Here is a 22887-nt window from a genome sequence, read left to right as displayed (position 1 = left end):
CGGGAGCACGGCAGTTCCGGCCCACAAGGAAAAGCAGCTCATTCATCGCGCGTCTGTTGCGCCGCTCACCCGCCAGACCGTATTCCCGACATCGTCGGCAACAAGAAGCGCTCCGTCGCGAGTTGAGGTAAGACCAACCGGACGCCCATGCACATGAGCTTCATCGGGTGTCAGAAAGCCGGTCAGGACATCTTCGGGCGCGCCGGAGGGATGGCCATCGGTGAAGGGCACATAAATCACCTTGTAGCCACTTTTCGGCCGCCGGTTCCACGAACCGTGCTGAGCGATGAACAGACCATTCCGCCATTTTTCCGGAAGAAGCGCACAGTCCTGACAGAAGGTGATCCCCAGTGAGGCCGTGTGAGGCCCGATGGCATAATCCGGTGCCACAGCGCTTGCCACCAGAGCAGAATCCTGAGGCTGAACACGTTCATCCACATGCTGACCGTAATAGCTGTAGGGCCATCCGTAAAAGGCGCCCTGACGAACAGCGGTGATATAATCGGGCACAAGGTCGCTGCCGATTTCGTCACGTTCATTCACGGCGACCCAGAGCGCGCCGGTCTCGGGGTTCCATGCGAGACCATTCGGATTACGCAGCCCTGTGGCATAAGGCTCCATCTTTCGGGTCGCCAGGTCGAGACGATCGATCCGTGCGCGTCCCTCCTCCGCTTTCATCCCGTTTTCCGCGACATTACTGTTGGAACCAACCGTGATATAGAGATACTGCCCGTCGGGACTGGCGAGAATATTTTTGGTCCAGTGATGATTAAAACCTGAGGGCAGATCAACGACTTTAACGCCCGGCTCACTGATCGCCGTGTCACCTTCCTGATAGGGAAACCGCAGAAGGGCATCGGCATTCGCAACGTACAGATAATTCCCGATCAGTGCCATGCCAAAGGGCGAATGCAGATGATCGATAAAAATCGTTCTGACATCCGCCTTGCCCTGTCCTGTCGTGTCACGAAGCAGAAGGATACGATCAGGACTTGCCGCTCCTGCCCCGGCTTTCCCCATAACAAAACCAGCGATACGGTTCTTCAGAGTGGCCACATCGGTCCCCGGTGAATTCGACTCCGCAACCAGAATATCGCCATTCGGCAGACGGTACAGCCAGCGAGGATGATCGAGATCCCTAGCAAAAGCGGTTACAGCCAGGCCTGCGGCCGGCTGCGGGTGCTGTCCGTCTTTCCATCCTGTCGGAGTAGCAATATTGATCGTGGGCATCAGCGTTTTATGCGGTGCGGGAAGATCGGGGGCCGCGCCCGTTCCGTCACTAACGGACAGGGCGGCATATTCCGGACGCGCGACCACATTCCACCAGATGGCGCCTCCGGCAATGACAAAGGCGGCGATCGCCCCCGGAATATAGAAAGACCGCTTCAGAGCCATCCGTTCTTCTCCTGTCCCGGCGTGATGTGCTTCAATGCCACAGCCATGTATCAGGTTCCCTGTCATCCGCGCATTTTCGAAAAAATGCCGGGATTGTCATGATGAAATATTTCGCTGCTTTAAGCAGCCATATCTTCAGTCATCATCTTCTTCTGAAGTCCCCACGTTCCGCACACCATCAAGTGTCGCCAGTGCCGCAATGAGATGCGAGACAGGGCGCTTTCCCTTTACCTGCATAGAGAGCGTGACGGATGGCATAATTTCGTCCCGCTGGCGCTCCAGGGGACCGGCTGTTCCTTCCAGATCCGCACGATCCTGCTCGGACTCGATTCTTTCTTCATAAAATCCATTATGATTGATCCGGACCTGATCAATCGCAAAACGCAGACGCGTACATTCCACAAGGATTCGCCGAAGCACACCTTTCCCATCGATATAGGAAACCTCAAGTTGCGCGCTCATCCTCCGTTGCTGCGGGATACGACGCGTTAAACGCGGAAAGACAAACATGATAAGGAAATGTGCTGCGGTGGTTGCAACAGCGAGTTCCAGCAGCCCGGCGCCACAGGCCATCCCGAGTGCCGCCGTAAACCAGACGGAGGCTGCGGTCGTCAGACCCCGGACGACATCGCGTCGCATGAAAATAACGCCGCCGCCAATGAAACCGATGCCTGAAACGATCTGCGCCGCCACGCGGGACGGATCAAGCACGACCTGGCTGCTGATAAGGACGTCGCTGAAGCCAAACTTCGAAATCAGCATAAAGAGCGCAGCAGACATTCCCACCAGAGTATAGGTCCGCAGACCGGCGCTTTTCTGGCGGAATTCACGTTCGAGTCCAACAAGACCCGAAAGAACGAACGCGAGTGTCAGATCCCCGAGTTGCTGCCAGCCTTCTCCGGGAAATGTTGTGACGTGCATTTAGCCGTCAGCCTCCGATTTTCTGACCCGTTCATCCTCCCGACGGCAGGACTCAGTCAGAGCGCGGTCGTCTTCTCCCTTTGTAACGCGATCTTCCGTATTCGCGAACTTTCTTTCCGACGGATAATGCGGGGAAGTTTAAACGCTGTTATTTGTGTTCAGATAAACATTGCCCGCTGCAGTTCAATGTCCAGCGTTCTTAACGCAGCGTCTCAGACAGCGATGCATCCTGTCTGGTCGTTTTAATGCATATCAACAGACTGTGACACAGTGAGGCGCATCGTCGTTGCTACGGAAAATAAGCTTATTGCGCACGGCGCTGTTTCTCCGTCACAGAACACTTCTCACGAATGCTGCTCATTGATGACAGAGGAAGACAGCACTGTTTGCGCTGGATACTGCTCTCATTTCATAAAAAATAGCGACGTCTGATACATCAGAATGCTGCAGTCAGAAATCCACTCGGATTGAGACAGCGATTTGCATTGCAGATGGCGCGATTTTCACTACAAATTTTAAGAGTATTATCGCCCGATGTATAGTTTCAGCCATCCATCACTATCCTGGTAGCTTATATGCCATGCAATACACTACACTGATATGATCTTATACGAAACGAGATCGGCCTGCTGGCTAAATTATCGTTTTATTCCAAAATCACATTACAAATTTTATTCAGGTACTTTTAGATTTTATATTACCGCGCATCAGGCCTTATTTTTTATGCCACGGTTAATATACACCAGAGAACAAAGCCAACTGAGGACTTCCATATAATCATCAGGCAGCGACGACATTTCCCCGGAGAGGCAGAACCGGACGGATAAAGTGCAGCGCCAGTTCAAACGAAGCCTGCTGACTGAGGATATTGCTCCGGAGCGCATCCACAACGACCCAGCGGGAGCCCATCGGACGGATAATGTAGGCCGGATCGGCACTTTCGCGTACCCAGATCAGAATCTGTTCGGCATTACAGTAACCAGCCTCGTCATCCACACAAACATCTGCGTCACACAGCCCCATACAGAGGCCGGCATTAAGCCAGCGCGCAAGATGTTCGCGATGACGCTGGAGAACGCTCATACGAAACGGCACAACGTTTGAAGTGGCGCCTGTGATATCGGCCTGCATCAATCCCTGTCTCCTGCTGCACCTGACAGGCAGACGGTATTGTCATCACGTTTTACATGCCAACGGAATTATAGCCCGTTGACCTTACGGGAAAGGTCCCGCTGACAAGCTGTGACGAAAAAACAACAGAGGATTGTATCTGCGCCAGAAAAATAAGCATATCAGGCATGACCTGCACAAAATATATGCCCAATTGTTAATCACACCTTACTGCGCTCGTGAGAAAACGTCTCAAACCGCTACCGAAATGAGCAGTTTACACCGATTCTTCTCCATCACTTACGCTGCCTGGCTTCACGTGTGACTTCTTTAGGCCAGCGCCGGTGCAGCCACAGCCAGCTGTCAGGACGCTCCCGGATCCAGTCTTCCAGACGGTCATTAATCATCTGTGTCAGTGTCACTACATCTGCCTGACGGTCCCCGCTGTCAGGCAGATCCAGAGGAGCTTCCACCACAATCCTCAGCCGCGCCGGCCCCAGCCGCTGCACGTAACCAGGGATGACAGGGCAACGAAACCGCAGCGCCATCGCCGCAAGGGCGGGTGCCGTCATGGCCGGATGCCCGAAAAACCGCACCCCGATCCCGTCATTCATCTTCTGATCAACCAGCATGCCCAGCCGGTTCCCTTTCGCGACCCAGGCCAGGGCTTCCCGTGCCCCTCGCGCCCCTTTCGCGAACAGAGGCAGAGGTTCACCCATCGCCGCATCGCGAAGGTCGCGAATCAACCCGTCGATCAGCGGGTTCCCCGCCGCCCGATAAAAAGATGCAAAACCAACGCCATATTTTGCCACGCCCGGCGGGAGCATCTCCCAGTTCCCAATATGTCCGGAAACAAACAGCACCGGACCACCACGTCCGGCCTGCGCAATGAGATGTTCCGCGCCGATAACGTCAAAGCCAGGTCCGGAGGGTGTGTTCTCACGCAGTGCGGCAATATGGGGGAACTCACCTACTGTCCGTCCGAGATTCTCCCATACGCCTCTCACAATCCGCCTGCGGGCCGACGCATCCAGTTCAGGCATCGCCACACGCAGATTCGCGTCTGCCACTTTCGATACGGGCAGAAGCGGGCCGATTGCCCGGCATATACCGCCTCCGAGGTCAGACGCACGCGCAGGTCCCAGCCGCCGCAGCAGGACCAGAGCGGCCCGCGCCAGCATCGCTTCAATACGCATCGCCAGCTTAACCGGGTTTTTCTTTTTCCCGGAAGTCACGATGCAACACCGCTCGTCATGTTGCTTATCATGGACAACAGATGCTCCGGCGCCCGGGGATCAGTCCAGTCCACGCTGACACCCACAACTTTGACATGCTGAACGAAATCGTCCGGCAACCTGACCGCATCTTTGGGAGTCGTGACCAGTTCGGCAGACATCTCTGCGGCCATTCGTTTCAGCCGCTCAAGTTCTGCACGTCGGAACATATGATGATCCGGGAATGGTTCACAATGAACAGGCGTCACGCCACGGGCACGAAGAGCATCGAAAAACTTCGATGGCCGCGCCAGCCCGGCAAACGCAATGACCCGCTGTCCCGAAAGCCCGTCCGCAGCCGCCTCCATCACCAGCCCCGCCCGCAGCAGCGGCACGTCTGGCCGCAGTGCACCGGCGATCACGGCGGTCAAGCCCGGACCGGCCTTATCACCCGTCACAATGACCGCATCCGCCGCCCGCAGACCCGCCCGCAGATCCTCACGCAATGGACCGGCAGGCAGCACACATCCGTTCCCGAAACCCGTCGCACCATCAACAAGAAGAAGGGAAATATCCTTATGCAGACCGGGATTCTGAAAACCGTCATCCATCAGCAGACAGTCCGCTCCGGCCGCCACAGCCGCCCTCGCCGATGCCGCGCGATCAGCTCCGACCCAGCATGGCGCAGTCCGCGCCAGCAGCAGAGGCTCATCCCCCACATCCGCCGCCGTATGCACTCCCGCATCGACCCGGACCGGCACGCCGTTCCGCCCGGCACGCCCCCCGTAGCCCCGCGTCAGAATATGCACGGCCAGTCCCCGCCCCCGCAGCCGCTGCGCGAGATCGGACACCATCGTGGTCTTGCCCGTGCCGCCGACCGTCAGATTCCCGCAGCAGATGACCGGAACAGGAGCCTTCCATCCCGGTTGCGCGCGCCGGCGCGCGGCGACACGCGCAACACCCCATGACAGCGACCCGAGCAGGCCGGACAGAACGCCCGGTTTCCGGAACCAGAAAGCAGGCGGCTTCACGACCCGTCCCGCTCAGCCATTGCTCACCAAGTCCCCGATCCTGTCCGCCAGCCGACGCGGCAGAGCCGTATCCCGCGTCGCCGCCGCCATTCCCGCCGCAGCCCTCTCTTCCGCCACCACCGGATCGCCAAGCATTTCGCCAGCCCAGGCCGCAAGCTCAGCCGGTGTCCGCACCACCGTCACACTTCCGGCCAGAGCCTCAAACGCCTCCTCGAAATTTCCGGTCGCGGGACCCGTCGCAATCACACAGCCACACCGCGCCGGCTCGAACGGGTTATGGCCGCCTCCTTTCGAAGGACCGTTCGCAGGCAACAGACTGTTGCCCATAAAGACAACCCGGCTGAGCCGGAACAGCGTCCCCAGTTCGCCCAGCGTATCCACAACCCAGACCGCATCCGACGTCCGCGGCCACAGACCGGCGGCGCGGCGCGGCGCGATATCCGCCGTCAGCCCCGTCCGGCATGCCAGACGCGCAATATCCTGTCCCCGGTCAGGATGACGCGGCGCAACAATGGTCAGAAGATCCGGAATCCGGGCTCTGAGCAGTTTCGCCGCGGCAAAAACAGCCTCTTCCTCGCCCGCATGGGTCGCCGCCGCAATCCAGACCGGACGACCGCCGATCGCCTCCTTCGCCCGGCGCAGAAAGACCGGATCACAGACAGGCGGCAGCGCCGACATCTTCAGATCTCCCGCGCAGAAGACCGGCGCCGCACCAAGCACACGAAAACGCGCTGCATCCTCCGGAGAACGCGCCGCGACCCAGGTCAGACCGGACATCACCCACCTCGCCAGACCCGGCACACGACGCCACCCTGCCAGCGCCCGCGGCGACAGACGCCCGTTGACGACAACAGCCGGAATCCCCGCGCTCCCGCAGACCGAAAGCATATTCGGCCAGAGTTCGCTCTCGGTCAGAACAAGACAGGCCGGACGCCAGTGCGCCAGAAACCGCCGGACCCATCGCGGCACGTCGAGCGGTACGAACTGATGCACCACCCGGCCGGACACCATCTCACGCGGAAACTCCCGCATCAGCGTGTGGGCCGCCGTCACGGTGCCGGTCGTCATAAGAATCCGCAGAGAAGGCCGGCCTTCCAGAAGCGCACGCACAACCGGCAGCAATGAAACAGTCTCCCCTACACTCGCAGCATGAAGCCAGACGAGCACACCTGCCGGCCGCACCGCCCGCGAAAGACCCATCCGCTCCCGCAGACGTTCCCTGACTTCTTTCCCGCGGCGCACCCGCACACGCAACATGGCCGTCAGCCCCGGCGCGAGCAGCGTCGCGAGCCCCGCCCATAAAAAGCTCCCGCAGGCAGTCCCGCCTTTTTCTGCGGTTCCATCGCCGACCGGCATCGGGAACAGGCGTTCCCCGCGCCCCCCAGCAGGTGCTGAGGCCGCCTCAGACGCGGCGTTAAGCCCCGCCGTAAGCCTCTGCCGGGCCTCGTCGCGCTCTCCCTTCCTGATGCTGACAGGCGCGCCACAGACAATCTTTCCCACTCCGAACGGAAGCGGCAGAACCATCCGGTCCCAGGAGCCGGCCCGGATGTTACGACACATGATGCCCACCGGGATAATGGGCGCGCCAACCTGCTCGGCAAGCGCCAGAACCCCCTGCTGCACCTGCCGCCGCGGCCCTTTCGGCCCGTCCGGCATCACCGCGACCACATGACCCTCACGCAGCACCGCCCGGATACGTCGCAGCGCCGCAGCACCGCCCTTGTTTTTCCCCTTGCTGTCCGACGAGCCGTGAATCGCCGGTATCCGCCAGGGCGCCACCACATCCGCGATCAGTCGCCCGTCCCGGTTCCGGCTGATCAGCACATGCAGGCGCATCGACGGATTGCGCGGCTCCGTCCACCACCAGAGCGCCGGAGAAAGGGCCAGTTCCTCATGCCAGAATGCAACCAGAAGGCCGGTCTTCCCGCCGCCCTCCCGCTCATTCAGCAGCAGAGTCCGCGCCTCCGGCGTCGCCTCAAGCCGCCACCGCGTCGTCTGAAGCGAAAACCCGAGCCATCCCCGCAGCACGCCCCGTATAACCACCTGCACCGGAGACCGGATCATATCCCTGATCGTCATCGCCGCAACGACTCAGAATGCGAGAAAAAGAAGGACACACGCGCAGACATAGGGCGCGGTTAGCACGCGCAGCGCCATCCGGAAAAGCTCCCGCCTCCCTGCCCCGCCATGACCGCGACAGACATCTCCGGAACAACCCCACCCGGCCGCACCGAAAATCTGCTCTCTCCGTCCTTCCGGCGCGGCCATGCGCGCGGATCATGCCCGACAGCCTCTCGTGCCCGGACCGCATCGCCGCGCCACTCCCATCAATCCGGAAACACCCATGAGCGTTATCGCCCGGCACCCGAACTGAAGGATAATCTGCAAATGAAACCGGTCCGTTTCAACACTAAAAACGGCGTCAGGGTGGAAAAAAGCCTCCTGATAAAAGAGTGAATACTCTGTCGCGTCGTCACAGGTGGCGGAGAAACAGTCCTGCCTTCCTGCTGACCCTGCTCCTGTCCGCCTGCGCGCCTCCGGCCGGACGGAGCCTGTGGCACGGCGCAGCGCCCCCACCCCACCACGACACACCGTCGCTCGATGTAGCCCCTGACGGCACCATCATCGCCGGGCACAAAAAGACCGGAAAACCGGGCAGCAGCACCTGACCCCGATAAAAGGAAGCCCGTCCGGCCTCAGGGGACCGGACGGGCTTTCACATCACGGATAAACCGGGAAATCCCTTTCAGTAACTGGCTGAAATATTAAACAGGAACGAACGGCCGACGGATGGTGTCACACGATCGCTGAACAGGCTGCCGTAATTGAGGCGGTTGGCAAGGTTGTAGCCGTTCATAGCCACTTTCCAGTGCTTCAGGAAGCTGTGAGAAATCATCGCATCCCATTCAACCGTCGACGGAACGCGCTGCGTATTGGCGGCATCAAGCCACACACCATTCCGCCAGGTCAGGCCACCACCAAAAGTCAGATTCCATGGCTTTGATGGCGCAATTGTATAGGTCGTCCAGAACGTGGCGGAATTCTTAGGGGCATACTGAATTCGCTTGCCCACATCAGCAGCCGTCAGCGAAGCAACAGTCTTCGCATCATAATAGGCGTAAGTCGCGATGACATTCCAGTTCCTCAGGATTTCACCCGAGGCGCTGAGCTCAAAACCCTGATTTCGCTGACGATCGCTTGATGATGATACATCACCATTAGAATCTGTTTGCATGGCATTGCCTTTTTCAAGACGAAAGGCCGAAACAGTGAATCCCATGCGTCCATGAAAAGCATTGTACTTGGCGCCGATCTCGTAAAGGCTGCTACGTTCCGGCTTAAAGCCCTGTGTCCCCGCCTTCAGCGGCTCGGAGCTGTTCGTGACATAAAGCCCCAGCGGGGTCGTGGACTGCGCCCAGTTGAAATAAATCATTGTGTCGTCATTGGGCGTGTACATCAGTTTCACAGTCGGGTTGAACATCGTCTGGTTCTGCCCGTAGGAAACACCCGACCCGGCCGTTCCGCCATTCGCGGAATAATGACTGTTCCAGTTATCCCAGCGGAAGCCTGCCGTCGCCGAGAACCACGGCGTGAACCAGACCTGATCGGACAGGAACGCTCCCGCGTCCGTGGCGCTGCCCGTTTTGTAAAGCGCGTGACCTACACCACTGATATTGACAAGATTACCGCTGTACTGACCAAGCGATCCAAGCAGCAGACCAGGCTGATAGGCCGACGGATTCAACAGACTGGTCGTATCAGCCTGCGTCCCGTTCTGTCCGTTGAAATTATAGGCGTAATTCGTACGCCGGTCATAAATATGCGACACATCCCAGCCAGCTATGACCTGATGTTTAATGGAACCGGTATTAAACTTCGCCACCATCGAAAAGACGTTCTGCACCGACCAGTCATCCTGCTGATACGGCTCTGGTCCGCCGAGATGCCCGCGACGATTGATCTGCGCCGCCTCAGGGTCGGTAAAGAAGTCGGTCACGCACGAGCCGGTGCAGCCAGGCTGTGACGCCGAGAAATAACGGTCATACTTCCCACCTCTCAGATCATCAAAAAACGAGATATGACTGTTCATTTCATGTTTCAGATGCGCCGTGAGCATATCGACATTTGATGCATCCTGGTCGTAATTCGTGCCGTACCAGTTGTTCCGGTTCAGACCAAACTGCGTCGCCGGACGCCCGATTGTCGTGCCAGGCTTCGTAATAACGGGAATACCGTAATCCGGAATCCGGTTATCCGTCTGGTGGAAATATTCAATTGTCAGAGTAGTCGGCCGGCCAAGACCAAATGCAATGGACGGATCAATGCCCCAGCGATGAGAATAAACGGAATCCCGGCCAACAACGTTGTTTTCGTTCCCCATACCGGTGAAGCGAATGGCCGTGGTCTCGCCGATCTGCTGGTTCACATCCACCGTGCCGCGATAATACTGACCCGACCCGCCGGAAAACCCGTCACTGTAGCTGTTGCCGAGATGCGGCATCTTGGTAACGATGTTGATGGCACCGCCGGTTGTCCCGTTTCCGAACACTTCCGAGGACGGCCCTTTGATCACCGTCACATGGTCATAGTAAAAACTGTCACGCGTATAAACACCGAAGTCACGCAGACCGTTTTCGTAAATATCATTCTGCGCCTGAAAGCCACGGATCAGGAACTGATCGCCGGACATGCCGCCCTCGCCCTCACCGACCGAAGCGGTAATGCCTGGCACGTTGCGCAGCGCCTCATCAAGAGATTTTACGTTCTGCTGCTCCATCAGCAGCTTCGGCACGACGTTGACGGTCTGGGCCGTGTGCATGACATCCTGCGGCATGCGGCTGAAGCCCATGTCTTCATGCAGAATATTCATCCCCTGCCCATGGACGGTGAGATATTCCTCATTCGATTTCGGGCTGATGAACGTCGTGTTTTTACTTGTGTTCAGCGGCTGCGCCACAGTCGTCCCGGCGGCGGAAACAGCAGGCGCCACAGCGGCAGGCTGAGAAGCCGGGCGCACAGAAGAATGTTTTTTAATCCGGTGGTGCGCCTTAACGCCATGATGATCCGGAGAGGCACCAGACTCAGCGGCAGCAGCCGATGCACCCTGCGTGTTCAGAGCGGTGCAGGCGATCGTCAATCCGGCTGTCAGCGATGTCCGCTTCAGGCTGTAGCGGATGAAACGCTTTGTCATTGGAACCTCATCAGGCTGTCACATTTCACTCCATTCCTATATGCAATTGCGACTTTTTCGCAATATCATCTCATGAAAAAGAAATGGTCCGTTACACAAATGCCACATGTAAAATCCGGACAGGCACCATCCCCGGACACCCGGAAAACGGCCGAAAATTACCATTTTTGAAAGAACTGATCTGTCCGGGGATCTGTTACAGCAGAGCAGCCATTCCCACGAAGCCGGGCGCACAGAACGCCGTGATCACCTGCTGCGTCCCGGTTCTGATATTCGGTGTCCTGATGTCCGTCCGGACATCAGGACACATTACGACCCGTTTTCAGATCGAACCGGGCACGGATGCCGGATGAGAAGATGACGTGTTCACAATCCGCACCCCTCCCGCAGGCTGCACCTCGAAGATGGCCAGATCACGGGACGTGCTGCCATCGGGACGCAGTGTGAACAGCCCGTCAACACCGGAAAAACCTTCCGGACGAGTCAGAATATCTGTCGGATACCCTCTCCCGCCAACACTGGCATAAACGGAATTCGCAAGAGCACCGGCGTCATAGGCCAGATCCGCCAGCGGTTTGGGCGCGCGATGCATCTGTGTCGCAAAAGCCTGGACGAAAGCCTTCCGGTTCGCCGGGTCCGGCGCCGCGTACCACGCCCCGGCCAGCCGGCCCAGCTTGCCGGCAAAAGCGCTCCACAGACCCGGCCCCATGATTCTGACATGGGAACGGTCGACCTGATCGGCGTTCAGAGCGTCAATCACATTTTTCAGCGACAGACCCAGATCGCCCAGCAGAAGCGCGTCAAAGGGCGGAGAAGAAAGGCTCTGAGTCCCCGCGGCAGGCGTCCCGGACTTTGTCGCATCCGGCGCCGCGGCGCCGTTCTGCCCGGCATCACCCTGGGACTGAGAGCCTCCAGCAGCCGGAGACGTCGTATCCGCTTTCGGAGCGGAAGAAAGCGCCGCCGCAAGATCGGCCGGCAGATCGCCTGCCGGACCGGCAGCCTGTCCATTCGCAGCCGCAACCCGGCTGTCATAGGCCGACAGAGACGCCAGACCACTGCTGATCGCTTCCGGCGTGTTCATATGGTAAGCCACCTGCGGCGCGGCGAGCCCCATTCTCTGACAGGACTGGATCAGCGCATCCCCGAGAGCATGGCCAAGAGGATTATCCGGCAGGAACGCCGCAAACTGATGCCGCCCCTCGGCTCTGGCGGCGGCGACCAGACGATCAACCTGCTGCTGCGGTGTAATGCCGAACACCCAGACGCCCGGACGCGCCTGATTCGTATCGCTCGTAAACGCCACCACGGGCACGCCTGCCTGCGTCGTCAGCGGCGCGATCTGCGCTGTATCCACACTCGTCAGTGGCCCCAGCACCATCCCGTCACCCGCCGCCAGAGCAGCCTGCGCCGCCGCCGCCGCGCCCGCCGGCCCGGCCGTGTCATGCGCATCGACCTGTGGCAGCGCCATCGTCGCCGGCTGACCGTTATTCAGCGGCCGGGACAGCGCCAGCCGCGCCGCCGTCAGCATTTCATTGCCCAGCCCGGCATTCGGACCGCTCAGCGGCAGAAGAACACCGACATTGCGCGGCGCCGTCGCGCCACCGCCGGCAGGACCCGACGTCGTGCCGCACGCCGCCAGAGCCAGCAGACTCACACCGGAAAGACATTTAAGAACAACCGGGCCGAACGCCCGTTTCACCGGATTTCCCGGACCGGGGTTGTCTCCTCTTCCGGATGGAGAGACACCCTGAACTGTTTTTCGCGACTGGAACCAGTATGTCCGATCCATTATCCGCCTCTGCTTCTGATCATCCATCTTCCGGGTCAAAGGCGGCACGCCATCCCGGTGCGTCGCCTTCCCATAGCGAAGGAATGACGCCGCGTCATGCCCGCGAAGAGGAACCGGCCCCGGAAGACACCCCGACGCCCGGCGCTCCGATGCACGGAAAAAGCCGGACCGGACTGCTCACGCTCGTCGCCACGCCCATCGGCAATCTGGGCGATATGTCGCCCCGCGCCGCAGACGCCATGCGCACCGCCGATCTCGTACTCTGTGAGGATACGCGCGTCACGGCCCGCCTGTTTTCCGAATACAATATCGGCACACGCGCCGAACCTCTTCATGACCACAACGAACGACAACGCGTACCAGGGCTGATCGGTCGCCTGCTGGACGGACAACATATCGCCCTCGTCTCCGATGCCGGCATGCCGCTCCTCTCAGATCCGGGTTACCGCCTGGCGCGCGCGGCCATGGAAGCCGGCATCCCGGTCACGGCGGTCCCCGGCCCCAACGCCGCACTGACCGGCCTCGTGCTCTCCGGCCTGCCGCCCCATCCCTTCCTGTTCGTGGGTTTCCCCCCGCCCCGCAGCGCGGCACGACGTGAAAGTTTTGCGACATTACGTGCCGCAGAGCTTGCCGGACTGCACGCCACCCTCATATGGCACGAAGCCCCTCACCGCCTGGGAGAAATGCTCGCCGACATCGTCGCGGTCTTCGGCAGCGACCGGCCCGCCGCCGTGGCCAGAGAACTGACCAAGCGTTTCGAAGAAGTCCGCCGCGACACCACAGGCGCACTGGCGGCCTTCTATGCGGAGACGCCCCCGCGCGGTGAAATCACTGTGCTGTTAGGACCGCCTGAAGATGCAGAAACCGACGCCGGTGATCTGGACAGACAGCTCACGGAGGCGCTTGACTCCCATTCCGTCAAGGACGCCGCAGCACTCATCGCCGCAGCGTCAGGACTACCACGAAAAGTTGTGTATGCGCGGGCGCTGGAACTTTCAGCCGCACGCAGGGAGAATAAAGAATGAACAAACGGTTTCCCCGACGGACAGGCCGGTCCACGCTCATTGCCTTTACGATATTTTCCGCCGCCGCCGGCGCGACACCCGCCTGCGCCTGGGGACCCAACGGTCATGCCATCGTTGCGGATATCGCGCAGGCCCATCTCACACTGTCCACTCTCGCTGCCGCGAAAACGCTGCTCGCCGCAGAAGGACATGACTCGCTCGATCAGGTCGCCTCCTGGCCGGACACCATCGGCCATATCCCCAAAAACAAAGGCGGCGCACCGGAAACACTCGCATGGCACTATGTCGATATCGACGCAGCCGACCCCGCCTATGACCAGTCCAGAGACTGCCCCGACACCAACTGCGTCACAGAGAAACTTCCCGAACAGGAACGCATTCTCGCCGATCGCTCAGCACCGGTCGCGCAGCGCCTCGCAGCGCTGAAATGGGTCGTCCACCTCGTGGGAGATGTGCATCAGCCTCTCCACGCCGCCGAACGCGATCACGACAAGGGCGGCAACACCGTGAAGCTGACCTATTTCGGGAACAGTCTGAACGGTCATATGAATCTTCATTCCCTGTGGGATGAGGGCATCATCGATCACGCAACCGGCCTGACAGTCGGCCCGCATTACACCATCGACTTCGGCGCTGCGCAGAACGAGGCAAAAAAGCTCGATAAGGACATCACAGATGATGAAATAGCGTACTGGACCGCCGACCTCACCACCGGAGACGACAGAAAAGCCGCCATAGACTGGGTGGATGAAAGCCACTCCCTGGCACGCACGGTCGCATACGGCGCCTTACCGCATCTGCGTGGTTCTGAACTCGGAGATGATTACGCAACACTGGCATGGCCGGTCGCCCGGCTGCGTCTCGAGCAGGCCGGCATCAGGCTCGCCGCTGTCCTGAATGCTTCACTGGGTGACAACAAATAAAAGCGGACGGGTGTCTTACAGGCAGGGCTCTGCCCTGCACCGGAAGGGGGCGCGGCCCCTTCCACCCTTTCCCATTAGAGACTGCTTCAAAATCCTGTTCGTCGATAGCACGGTCAGTTATAAAGAAGTTTTTGGTGAAGCTTTTTTCAAAGGCTTATCGCCAAACGCTTTCTGAGTCCGGCTGAAGCGGACAGATGTGCAGGACGCAACAAACATCACATCATCCGTTTGTTATGAACAGTTTGTCCTGTCGAAGTTTTGAAATAGTCCCTTAAAAAATCGGATCAAAAGGACCGCATCCCTTTGCGAGGCCTGAGACAAAACCAGGAAAACTTCACGCAAAACATTCTGAAACAAAAAAAACACCGGAGAATATCTCCGGCGTTTTCCTTCTGCACAACCGAACAGAACGGTCAGAAATCGACGCTGGCCGACCCCGTCACACTGAAGGGCGCTGCAATAGAGTAGGTCGCGCTGCCACCCTTGATTGAGGTGCCATACATGCCGGTTGTCGCAAGTGCATTGGCCGCCGTCGCATTGACAAAACCGAGATAGTGCCGGTCTGTAATATTACGAAGGTTGAGCTTCAAAGTTGGCGACTTCATCGGCCCCCAGTCTTTGAAACGGTAACCAAGGTCAATGTTCATCGTGATGTAGCTCGGAATATGCTGGTCGTTCGTGAACGTTGCATACTGCCGCGCGACATATTTCAGGCTGTAGCCACCGAACAGATGACCGTCATCGTAGTCGAGATTGAGTCCGAACTGATATCGCGGCGTCTGCGGCGCGAACTTGCCTTTACTGAAGACATAATCACCGTTGCCGGCCGCAACGTTACTGTCGGTGCGACGATTGATATACTCCGCCGAGAAATACGGACGGAAATGATAGAAGATCGGACGGGTACCGATTTCGAAATCCACGCCATCCGCGTGGGAGTTACCGCCGTTGATGCTGCGGGTATAGCTCTGCCCGTTTCCGGTATTGACGGTCTGGCTGTAGAGGCTGTTGGTGAAGTTATAATGGAAATAGGTGACGGAGCTCATCACCGTAGGACCCTGATAACGCCAGCCAAACTCTTCCGAGATCGAATATTCCGCCTTCAGATTCGGATTGGCCTGGTTAGAGTAACCGCCGCGCGCCACACTGTAAGCGCCTGAATCATACAGCGAGGTATTCATCGGAATACGGAAATTGGTCGTCGAGGACGCGAAAAGCTGGTTTTCGTTGTTGATTTTGTAGCGGATGCCCACTGCCGGGAGCGGTTCCTGCCACGCTCCTGAAATATACTTACCGGTCGAGGTGTCCGGCAGGTTATTCTGCCCGTCTCGGTTGACAACGGAGTATTTCAGGCCAGCTTCGATATTCAGCCTGTTGTTCAGCAGCGACAGACTGTCGGCGATGAACATTGTATGGATGCGCGTCTGGGTCAGCGTGTCACGATACTGAGCCGTCTCGCCGTTCGCCAGGACCATGTTCGGCCCACCACCCAGAAGATCAAGCGGTTTTCCTGTTGCATAATCAACCAGACTGTAAGGACCTGTCTGGATCTGCTTCGAATATTCGAACCAGTAGCCCACTGTCAGACGGTTGATACCGGTATGAAGCGTCAGCTTCGTCACCGACCCCGGCCGGTAGGTCTCGGTGTTGGATGGGTTGTAGACGATCAGAGACTGTGTGTTTGACGCATTATGATCGCCGATCGACGCGGTCATGGTCTGCGCGCCCCACTGCTGACTGGTCAGACTTTCGCTGTAGGCGCCGCCGCCATTACCGTCTCCATACCAGAAATATGGTGTTTCAGTCAGCGTCAGATGGTCTGTCAGCGTAAAGGTTGACGGAGCGCTGGCATAGATATTCGTGAACGGGTTACGATGCAGCTCGTAATAGTTCGCGCTTGGACTTTTCGGATTCCACGTCGCCTGATAGGCGTTGTGAATTCCCTGAGCCTGCCATGTGTCCATATAGGTGGTCGGGAAAAGACTGCTGGTTCCCTGGTTGCCAAGCAGAGAGAAGCTGATCTTGTTGCCCTGCCCCCAGGCGCTGACCCATTTGGTCTCGCCATGCAGCTTGTTCTGACCACCAGGACCGCGCCAGGAATCTTCTGCCGCATCCGAGAAAGAGATGTAACCTTTTATATTTGTGTTTCCAACATAACCGGTATCGAGACGACCAAAGACACGACGCTGATTATAATTGCCGTAGGAACCGACGATCTTGCCACCCAGCTTTTCCTTCGGGTCAAGCAGATACATATCGACCGCACCGCCGGTCGCGCTGATATGCGGGCTGTCGAGATCGGCCGAGCCCTGCTCGACATTGATGGAACGCAGGTTTTCCGGATCGACGATTTCCTGCGGATAAACGGCATAATTTCCGATATCGTTGATCGGGAAACCTTCCAGGGTAAAGCCGATCTGGCTTTCGTTCAGGCCGCGCATCGTCATGTGACCGCCGGACAGACCCATGGGATCAGTCGAGGTGGTGTTCACACCAGGCAGCATTTCAATCAGCTGCATCGGGTTTAGGCCGGCGGCCTGCTTGTCGATATATTCCGAAGTAACGGTCGAGCGCGATTTCGGCGCATCTTCCTTAATCATCAGCCCGCCCGCGACCTGACTGTGCCGCGCGCTGCGCACCTCAATGAGCTCAGCCTTCTGATCGGTCGGCGCCGTCGCGCCCATCATGGACGGGGCATTCTCATCGGCTGCCGCCGGACCGGGACGGGACGCGGCTTTCTTCCCTTTCGCAGCATCACCCGCCGTTGTGGACTGAGATGCCGCCGGCGCGGCCAGAACAGCAGCAGAAGGCACAGCAAGGGTTATCAGGGCTGATGTTGCTAGAAGATGTCGCATAAAAAAGTGCATAGCGGCTCTGTTCTGGTCATGGACAGGACGCAATCCGGTCGCGCTTCGCAGGGAGACAACCTCAAAAACCTGACCGGATGGTCGGCTTTCTGGGCCATACAGAGCCTCCCCGGACTCAGCTTCCAGGCTGCATGGCCGTTCCTTACGACCAAATAATCAGTTTGTTTATTACAGATTCATGTCAGACATGCAGTTTGCGCAGGACTGTATCAAATTAGCAACAGATTGCCCATGCCTGACCAGTACTCCGTCTCCGGCCTCCGGAACCGAATCTCGTCTGTCTGACCAGATTACAGAATAACTACAGAACGCTACATTATTGAATTTTTAACAGACCTATTATTCCTTTCACTTCCATCCTGCCATCACTCCCGGACAACACAGCGGCCTCATTCCGGCTGCGGAAGTATTTTTCAGGACAATTAAAAAACTAATCGAATTAGGATACTCATGCCTGGATAACAAAAATCCGAAACAGTCATGCAACAATATGACACAGAAAGTCCATACTGCCCATAACATTCCATACAAATAACATTTTCATGCTCATCCTTCTGATCATCTCCGGACCGCAAACCGGACACCTTTCCCGACACAACTCTGGAAAAACCCCGCACTCGCGGACGCGACAGTCAGGTCGTGCAACCGCCCCTAACACACGGCGTTTAGCCTTCCGGGAATGAACAAAGACCATCCGGCAGCACCAGCCGCAGGCATTCAGTGCGTCCGGTGAGCGTGTATGGTCCCGACCGGACACAAAAGAAGGGGACGATCCGGCCCGACAGTCCGGATCGTACATCAGAGACTGTATGAACCAGAACTCGTTTTTCTATCGACACAGATTCTCCACCGGGGGCGCCGGCCTGTTCATCCTCGCTCTCATCCTGCTGATTATCTTCTGGTCGTGGGACTGGTTCGTTCCCCTGCTGAACCGCAAGGCCACCGACGCGCTCGGCCGCCCGACCAGCGTCGCCCATCTGCATGTCCATCCCGGTTTCGTCACCCGCGTCACGGTCGATGACGTGAAAAGTGATCAGCCGAAAGAGTTTGAAAGCGAAGACACCCCGTTCTTCACGGCGAAACACATCACGGCCTCGTTCGACCTCCTGAACTACGTTCTGCACCGGTCGCTTCGCGTGCCCCTCCTCGCCCTGGATACCCCCTACATCGATATCCGCCGCCGCAGGTATGGTCAGAACAACTATACCTTCGCTTCATCCGGAAGCAGCAGCAGCTCCTCCTCAGACTCCGGCTTTTCGCTGTCCATACTGAAGGAACTCAGGATCACGGACGGCCATATCCGGTTCCGCGACGATAAGCTGCGTGCCGATACCGGCATCGACGTCCACACCACCCTGCCAGCCGGCCCCTCCGACCGCGGAACAGTCGTCGCGGACGCTACCGGGCGCTACGCCGGACAGCCCGTCAGCGGCCATTTCGTCGGCGGAGCCCTCCTGTCGCTGAGCGACGCGAAGACTCCCTACCCGGTGGATCTGAGCGTCAAAAACGGCCCGACCCACGCGACTCTCAAAGGAACGGTCGACGATCCGCTGGCCTTCAGAGGCACGAAGCTGAAGCTGCACTTCTCCGGACCGGATATGTCGCTGCTATATCCGCTGACGGGGATTCCGATCCCGCAGACCCCGGCTTACGACATCACGGGCAACCTGGATTACAGCCAGAAACTGATCCGCTTCGACAATTTCGCCGGCAAGATGGGCTCCAGCGATATCGGCGGCACCATCACCGTCGATCCGCATCAGTCCGTTCCGTTCGTCGAGGCCGGCCTGCATTCGCACCGCGTCGATATCGAGGACCTGAGCGGCTTCATCGGCGGCAAACCGGGACCGGATACAGCCGCGCAGAAAAAAGCAGACGCGAAAGATCCGAACATCCTGCCCGACACACCGATCAACGTGCCCAAGCTGGAAGCCATCAACGCCCACGTGACCTACAAGGGCGACCGCATCCAGAACAAACGCCTGCCGCTGGATAATATCGACGCGGAATTCTCCATCCGCGACGGCGCGATCGATCTGACCAGACTGAACTTCGCCGTCGGCAAAGGAACGCTGGCCAGCTCGGCGACGCTGACACCCGCGAAAAACGGCTTTGCTACCAAAGCAAAGTTTGATTTCAGACAGATCGACCTCGCCCACATCATGAGCACGACGACCGGCACGGCCGCACAGGGCGGAATCGTCGGCGGCAACTTCACGCTGACCTCGACCGGAAATTCCATCGCCTCCCTCGTCGCGAACGGCAATGGCGGCCTGACCCTGGTGCTGAGCGAAGGCGGTGATATTTCAGCCCTGCTTCCCGAAATTCTCGGCCTCCAGTTCGGTAACGCCATCCTCTCCGCCCTCGGTCTCCCGAGCCACACGCAGCTGGACTGCTTCATCGCGGACATGCCGCTGAACGGCGGCATCGTGAAGACGAAAACACTGCTCCTCGAAACGCGGGAAACAAGAACGCTTGGTGAGGGAACCGTAAACTTCCGGACCAATACGATCGATTACTCCCTGACCACCCGCGCCATTCACCCGACAATTCTCTCGCTGCCGGGCGCGTTCAACGTCACCGGCCCGCTAAAATCCCCCACCGTTCTGCCCGGCGCCGAAATAATCGGCCGCGCAGCCGCCTCGGCCGGGCTGGGCTTCGTCTTCCCGCCCCTCGCCATCCTGCCGATGATCCAGATCGGCGTCGGTAAGGGATCACGCTGCGAAAAAGCCGTGCAGGCAGTCAACGCCAACCCCGCCGCAGGCATCGCGCCGGGTGGCATGACACAGGCACGGAGGGCGGATACCGGCGGCAAAACGCCAGCAGCCCATCCATCCGGAAACCGCAGCCACAGCAGCACCCGCAAGATACACGGCAAAAACGAACCGCTGGATCCTGCCGCCGTCCGGGCCGCCTGGGAGAAAAAGCTCCACAAAGCCTCAAAATAAAACCGACAGGGTGCGGGCCAGAACCCCGCCACCTGCAGCTTCGCCTTAACGAGAAGACGACGACGCTGTATGAACGAAGGATGAACATCAGCGAGCACGGTCATGGTCACGCGGCGTGAACGCCCTTCACAACCGGGCGGCGATCTGTTCGGCACGGAAGACACCGGGGCCACCGCCCCGTCCCATGGCCACAACGCCACGCCCGCACCTACCCAGCCGCTGGCAGACCGGCTGAGACCCACCCGGCTTGAGGACGTCGTTGGCCAGGATCATCTCCTGGGTCCAGATGGCGCCCTGACCCGGATGCTGGAACGCGGCACGCTGGCAAGCCTCATCCTCTGGGGCGGCCCCGGTGTCGGCAAAACGACCATCGCCCGCCTGCTCGCCGCCGCCGCCCATCTCCGCTTCGTGCAGCTCTCCGCCGTCTTCTCCGGTGTCGCAGATCTGAAACGCGCGTTCGAGGACGCACGACGCTTTGCTGAAAGCAGGCGCGGCACGCTGCTGTTCGTCGACGAAATCCACCGGTTCAACAGAGCCCAGCAGGACGGATTTCTCCCCGTTGTCGAGAACGGGACCGTCGTTCTCGTCGGCGCCACAACGGAAAACCCCTCTTTCGCCCTTAATTCCGCCCTGCTCTCCCGCTGTCAGGTCATGGTGCTCCGAAGACTGGACGACCCGGCGCTGGACGCGCTGCTCGTCCGGGCTGAGGAACTGACAGGAAAGCCCCTGCCGCTGACCGAATCCGCCCGCACGGCACTGAGAGCCATGGCAGATGGCGACGGCCGCTACCTGCTGAATATGGTCGAGCAGATTCTCAGCCTGAAAACGGACAAACCTCTCGACCCGCAGGCGCTGACCTCCCTGCTCGCCAGACGCGCCGTGCTGTACGACCGGGACCGGGAAGAACACTACAACCTGATCTCCGCCCTGCATAAATCCCTGCGCGGCTCCGATCCCGACGCCGCGCTCTACTGGTTCGCCCGCATGCTGGAAGGCGGCGAAGACCCCCGCTACATCGCCCGGCGCCTGACACGCTTCGCGGCGGAGGATGTCGGCATGGCCGATCCGTCCGCCCTGCCGCTCGCCCTCGCCGCGTGGGAGACATACGAGCGGATGGGATCGCCCGAAGGCGAACTGGCCCTCGCCCAGTTGGTCGTGCATCTCGGCACCGCCCCCAAATCCAACGCCATCTACAAAGCCTACGGCGCCGCGCGACGGGCCGCGAAAACGACAGGCAGCCTGATGCCGCCCGCCCATATCCTCAATGCTCCGACAAAGCTGATGAAAGACATCGGCTACGGCGCCGGCTATGAATATGACCACGACACCGAGGAGGGTTTCTCCGGCCAGAACTACTTCCCCGACGGGATGCCCCGGCAGCGCTTCTACACTCCGACCGGTCGCGGGTTTGAACACGAAATTCGCCGGAGACTGGACACATGGACCCGAAAGAGGGCAAGCCGCGCGACATCAGGTGACGGATCGTGAGGCGCGGATTATGAGTGTGGCCATGTTGACGGTAAGCGAGGACGAAGCGGAGATCCGTCTCGACCGCTGGTTCCGGCGTCACTATCCGCAGCTCACGCAGGGAATGGTGCAGAAACTGTGCCGGACCGGACAGATCCGCGTGGACGGCAAACGCGTGGACGCCGGCACCCGCCTGGCGCCGGGCCAGTCCGTCCGCGTACCGCCAATACCCGCATCAACAAAACCGCGTCATGACGCACCCCGCCCGCTGGACGAACGGCTGGCGCGGGAAATCCGGAAAATGGTCATCTACTCCGACCCACAGCTGATCGTGCTGAACAAGCCATCCGGCCTCGCCACGCAGGGCGGCCCGGGCATCACGCAGCATGTAGACATGATGCTGGATGGCCTGCGCGAGGGTGATGACCCGCGCCCGCGCCTGGTGCATCGCATCGACAAGGACACGTCCGGACTGCTCCTGCTCGCCAGGACGCCCGGCGTGGCAGCCAGGCTGGCGGCCGCCTTCCGCGGACGCGATGTCAGAAAAACATACTGGGCCGTCGTCGTCGGCCGCCCCGATCCCCTGTCGGGGGAAATCGATCAGCCACTGGCCCGTCTCGGCGCAGGACCAGGCTCCATCACCGTCGCCGCCGACCGCAGGGATGAAGACGCACAGATGGCCCGCACGGAATATGAGGTCCTCGATTCCGCCGGCCGTAAATTTTCATGGCTGGGCCTTTCGCCCCTGACCGGACGCACCCATCAGTTAAGGGTACATTGCGAATCCCTCGGAACGCCCATCCTCGGCGACCCGAAATACGGCGCCGAAAAAGCCCATGTCGACGGTTTTACCGAGCGCCTCCACCTTCACGCGCGCAGCCTGGTGCTGCCGCACCCGGCCGGCGGGTGGCTGGAAGTCAGCGCCGAACTCCCGCCCCATATGCGTGAGACATTCCGTGCGCTCGGCTTTACTGCCGGATCTGTCCCGGTGCCGCGCAGGAGATAA

Annotated in this window: 15 protein-coding genes; 6 read left to right on the top strand and 9 right to left on the bottom strand. The window is 59.4% G+C overall.

From position 1 onward, the window contains the following. Positions 1-42: 42 nt before the first annotated feature. The 6 genes from GOB93_RS15020 to GOB93_RS14995 all read right to left on the bottom strand — a co-directional run bounded on the left by GOB93_RS15020 (position 43) and on the right by GOB93_RS14995 (position 7750). Entirely contained in the window at positions 43-1395 is a 1353-nt protein-coding gene (locus GOB93_RS15020) for a PQQ-dependent sugar dehydrogenase (RefSeq protein ID WP_173584320.1), read from the bottom strand. Positions 1396-1530: 135 nt separating this feature from the next. Beyond that, positions 1531-2316 carry an MgtC/SapB family protein gene (locus GOB93_RS15015; RefSeq protein WP_173584319.1) on the bottom strand — a complete coding sequence of 262 codons (786 nt, stop codon included), beginning with the start codon at positions 2314-2316 and terminating at the stop codon, positions 1531-1533. A 780-nt stretch (positions 2317-3096) separates the two neighbouring features. Further along, complete coding sequence (locus tag GOB93_RS15010; RefSeq protein WP_173584333.1) at positions 3097-3447, bottom strand: hypothetical protein; 351 nt, start codon at positions 3445-3447, stop codon at positions 3097-3099. Between the two features lie 275 nt (positions 3448-3722). After that, entirely contained in the window at positions 3723-4622 is a 900-nt protein-coding gene (locus GOB93_RS15005) for a lysophospholipid acyltransferase family protein (RefSeq protein ID WP_173584332.1), read from the bottom strand. Positions 4623-4657: 35 nt separating this feature from the next. Beyond that, complete coding sequence (gene lpxK, locus GOB93_RS15000; RefSeq protein WP_173584318.1) at positions 4658-5671, bottom strand: tetraacyldisaccharide 4'-kinase; 1014 nt, start codon at positions 5669-5671, stop codon at positions 4658-4660. 12 nt (positions 5672-5683) lie between these two features. Then, positions 5684-7750 carry a glycosyltransferase N-terminal domain-containing protein gene (locus GOB93_RS14995; RefSeq protein WP_173584317.1) on the bottom strand — a complete coding sequence of 689 codons (2067 nt, stop codon included), beginning with the start codon at positions 7748-7750 and terminating at the stop codon, positions 5684-5686. Positions 7751-8124: 374 nt separating this feature from the next. Between GOB93_RS14995 and GOB93_RS14990 the strand changes: the two genes are divergently transcribed. Beyond that, positions 8125-8340, top strand: coding sequence for a hypothetical protein (locus GOB93_RS14990; RefSeq protein WP_173584316.1), 216 nt, complete (start codon positions 8125-8127; stop codon positions 8338-8340). A gap of 77 nt (positions 8341-8417) precedes the next feature. Here the strand turns inward: GOB93_RS14990 and GOB93_RS14985 are convergent, their stop codons facing one another. Next, entirely contained in the window at positions 8418-10862 is a 2445-nt protein-coding gene (locus GOB93_RS14985) for a TonB-dependent receptor (protein ID WP_173584315.1), read from the bottom strand. A 322-nt stretch (positions 10863-11184) separates the two neighbouring features. Beyond that, on the bottom strand, positions 11185-12561 hold the full coding sequence (locus GOB93_RS14980) for a penicillin-binding protein activator (protein ID WP_338422391.1): 1377 nt from the start codon (positions 12559-12561) through the stop codon (positions 11185-11187). Positions 12562-12638: 77 nt separating this feature from the next. Here GOB93_RS14980 and rsmI point away from each other — a divergent pair, with 77 nt between their 5' ends. Together rsmI and GOB93_RS14970 are read left to right on the top strand one after the other, a co-directional pair. Continuing rightward, on the top strand, positions 12639-13676 hold the full coding sequence (gene rsmI / locus GOB93_RS14975) for a 16S rRNA (cytidine(1402)-2'-O)-methyltransferase (protein ID WP_173584313.1): 1038 nt from the start codon (positions 12639-12641) through the stop codon (positions 13674-13676). Further along, entirely contained in the window at positions 13673-14599 is a 927-nt protein-coding gene (locus GOB93_RS14970; RefSeq protein WP_173584312.1) for a S1/P1 nuclease, read from the top strand. The genes rsmI and GOB93_RS14970 overlap by 4 nt, the downstream gene beginning before the upstream one ends. 413 nt (positions 14600-15012) lie before the next feature. On the opposite strand, the gene GOB93_RS14965 is transcribed toward GOB93_RS14970, so the two are convergent. Next, positions 15013-17286, bottom strand: a complete 2274-nt coding sequence (locus GOB93_RS14965; protein WP_242010816.1) for a TonB-dependent receptor — start codon at positions 17284-17286, stop codon at positions 15013-15015. 989 nt (positions 17287-18275) lie between these two features. Between GOB93_RS14965 and GOB93_RS14960 the strand changes: the two genes are divergently transcribed. From GOB93_RS14960 to GOB93_RS14950, 3 genes are all read left to right on the top strand, one after another. Then, entirely contained in the window at positions 18276-20414 is a 2139-nt protein-coding gene (locus tag GOB93_RS14960; protein ID WP_173584310.1) for an AsmA family protein, read from the top strand. A 102-nt stretch (positions 20415-20516) separates the two neighbouring features. Then, a complete protein-coding gene (locus GOB93_RS14955) occupies positions 20517-21902 on the top strand; it encodes a replication-associated recombination protein A (protein ID WP_173584309.1) in 1386 nt (461 codons plus the stop codon). Between the two features lie 10 nt (positions 21903-21912). Beyond that, complete coding sequence (locus tag GOB93_RS14950) at positions 21913-22887, top strand: RluA family pseudouridine synthase (protein ID WP_173584308.1); 975 nt, start codon at positions 21913-21915, stop codon at positions 22885-22887.

Source organism: Acetobacter musti, assembly GCF_011516835.1.
GTDB classification, from domain to species: Bacteria; Pseudomonadota; Alphaproteobacteria; order Acetobacterales; family Acetobacteraceae; genus Acetobacter; species Acetobacter musti.
This window is presented reverse-complemented; position numbering and strand designations above follow the sequence as displayed.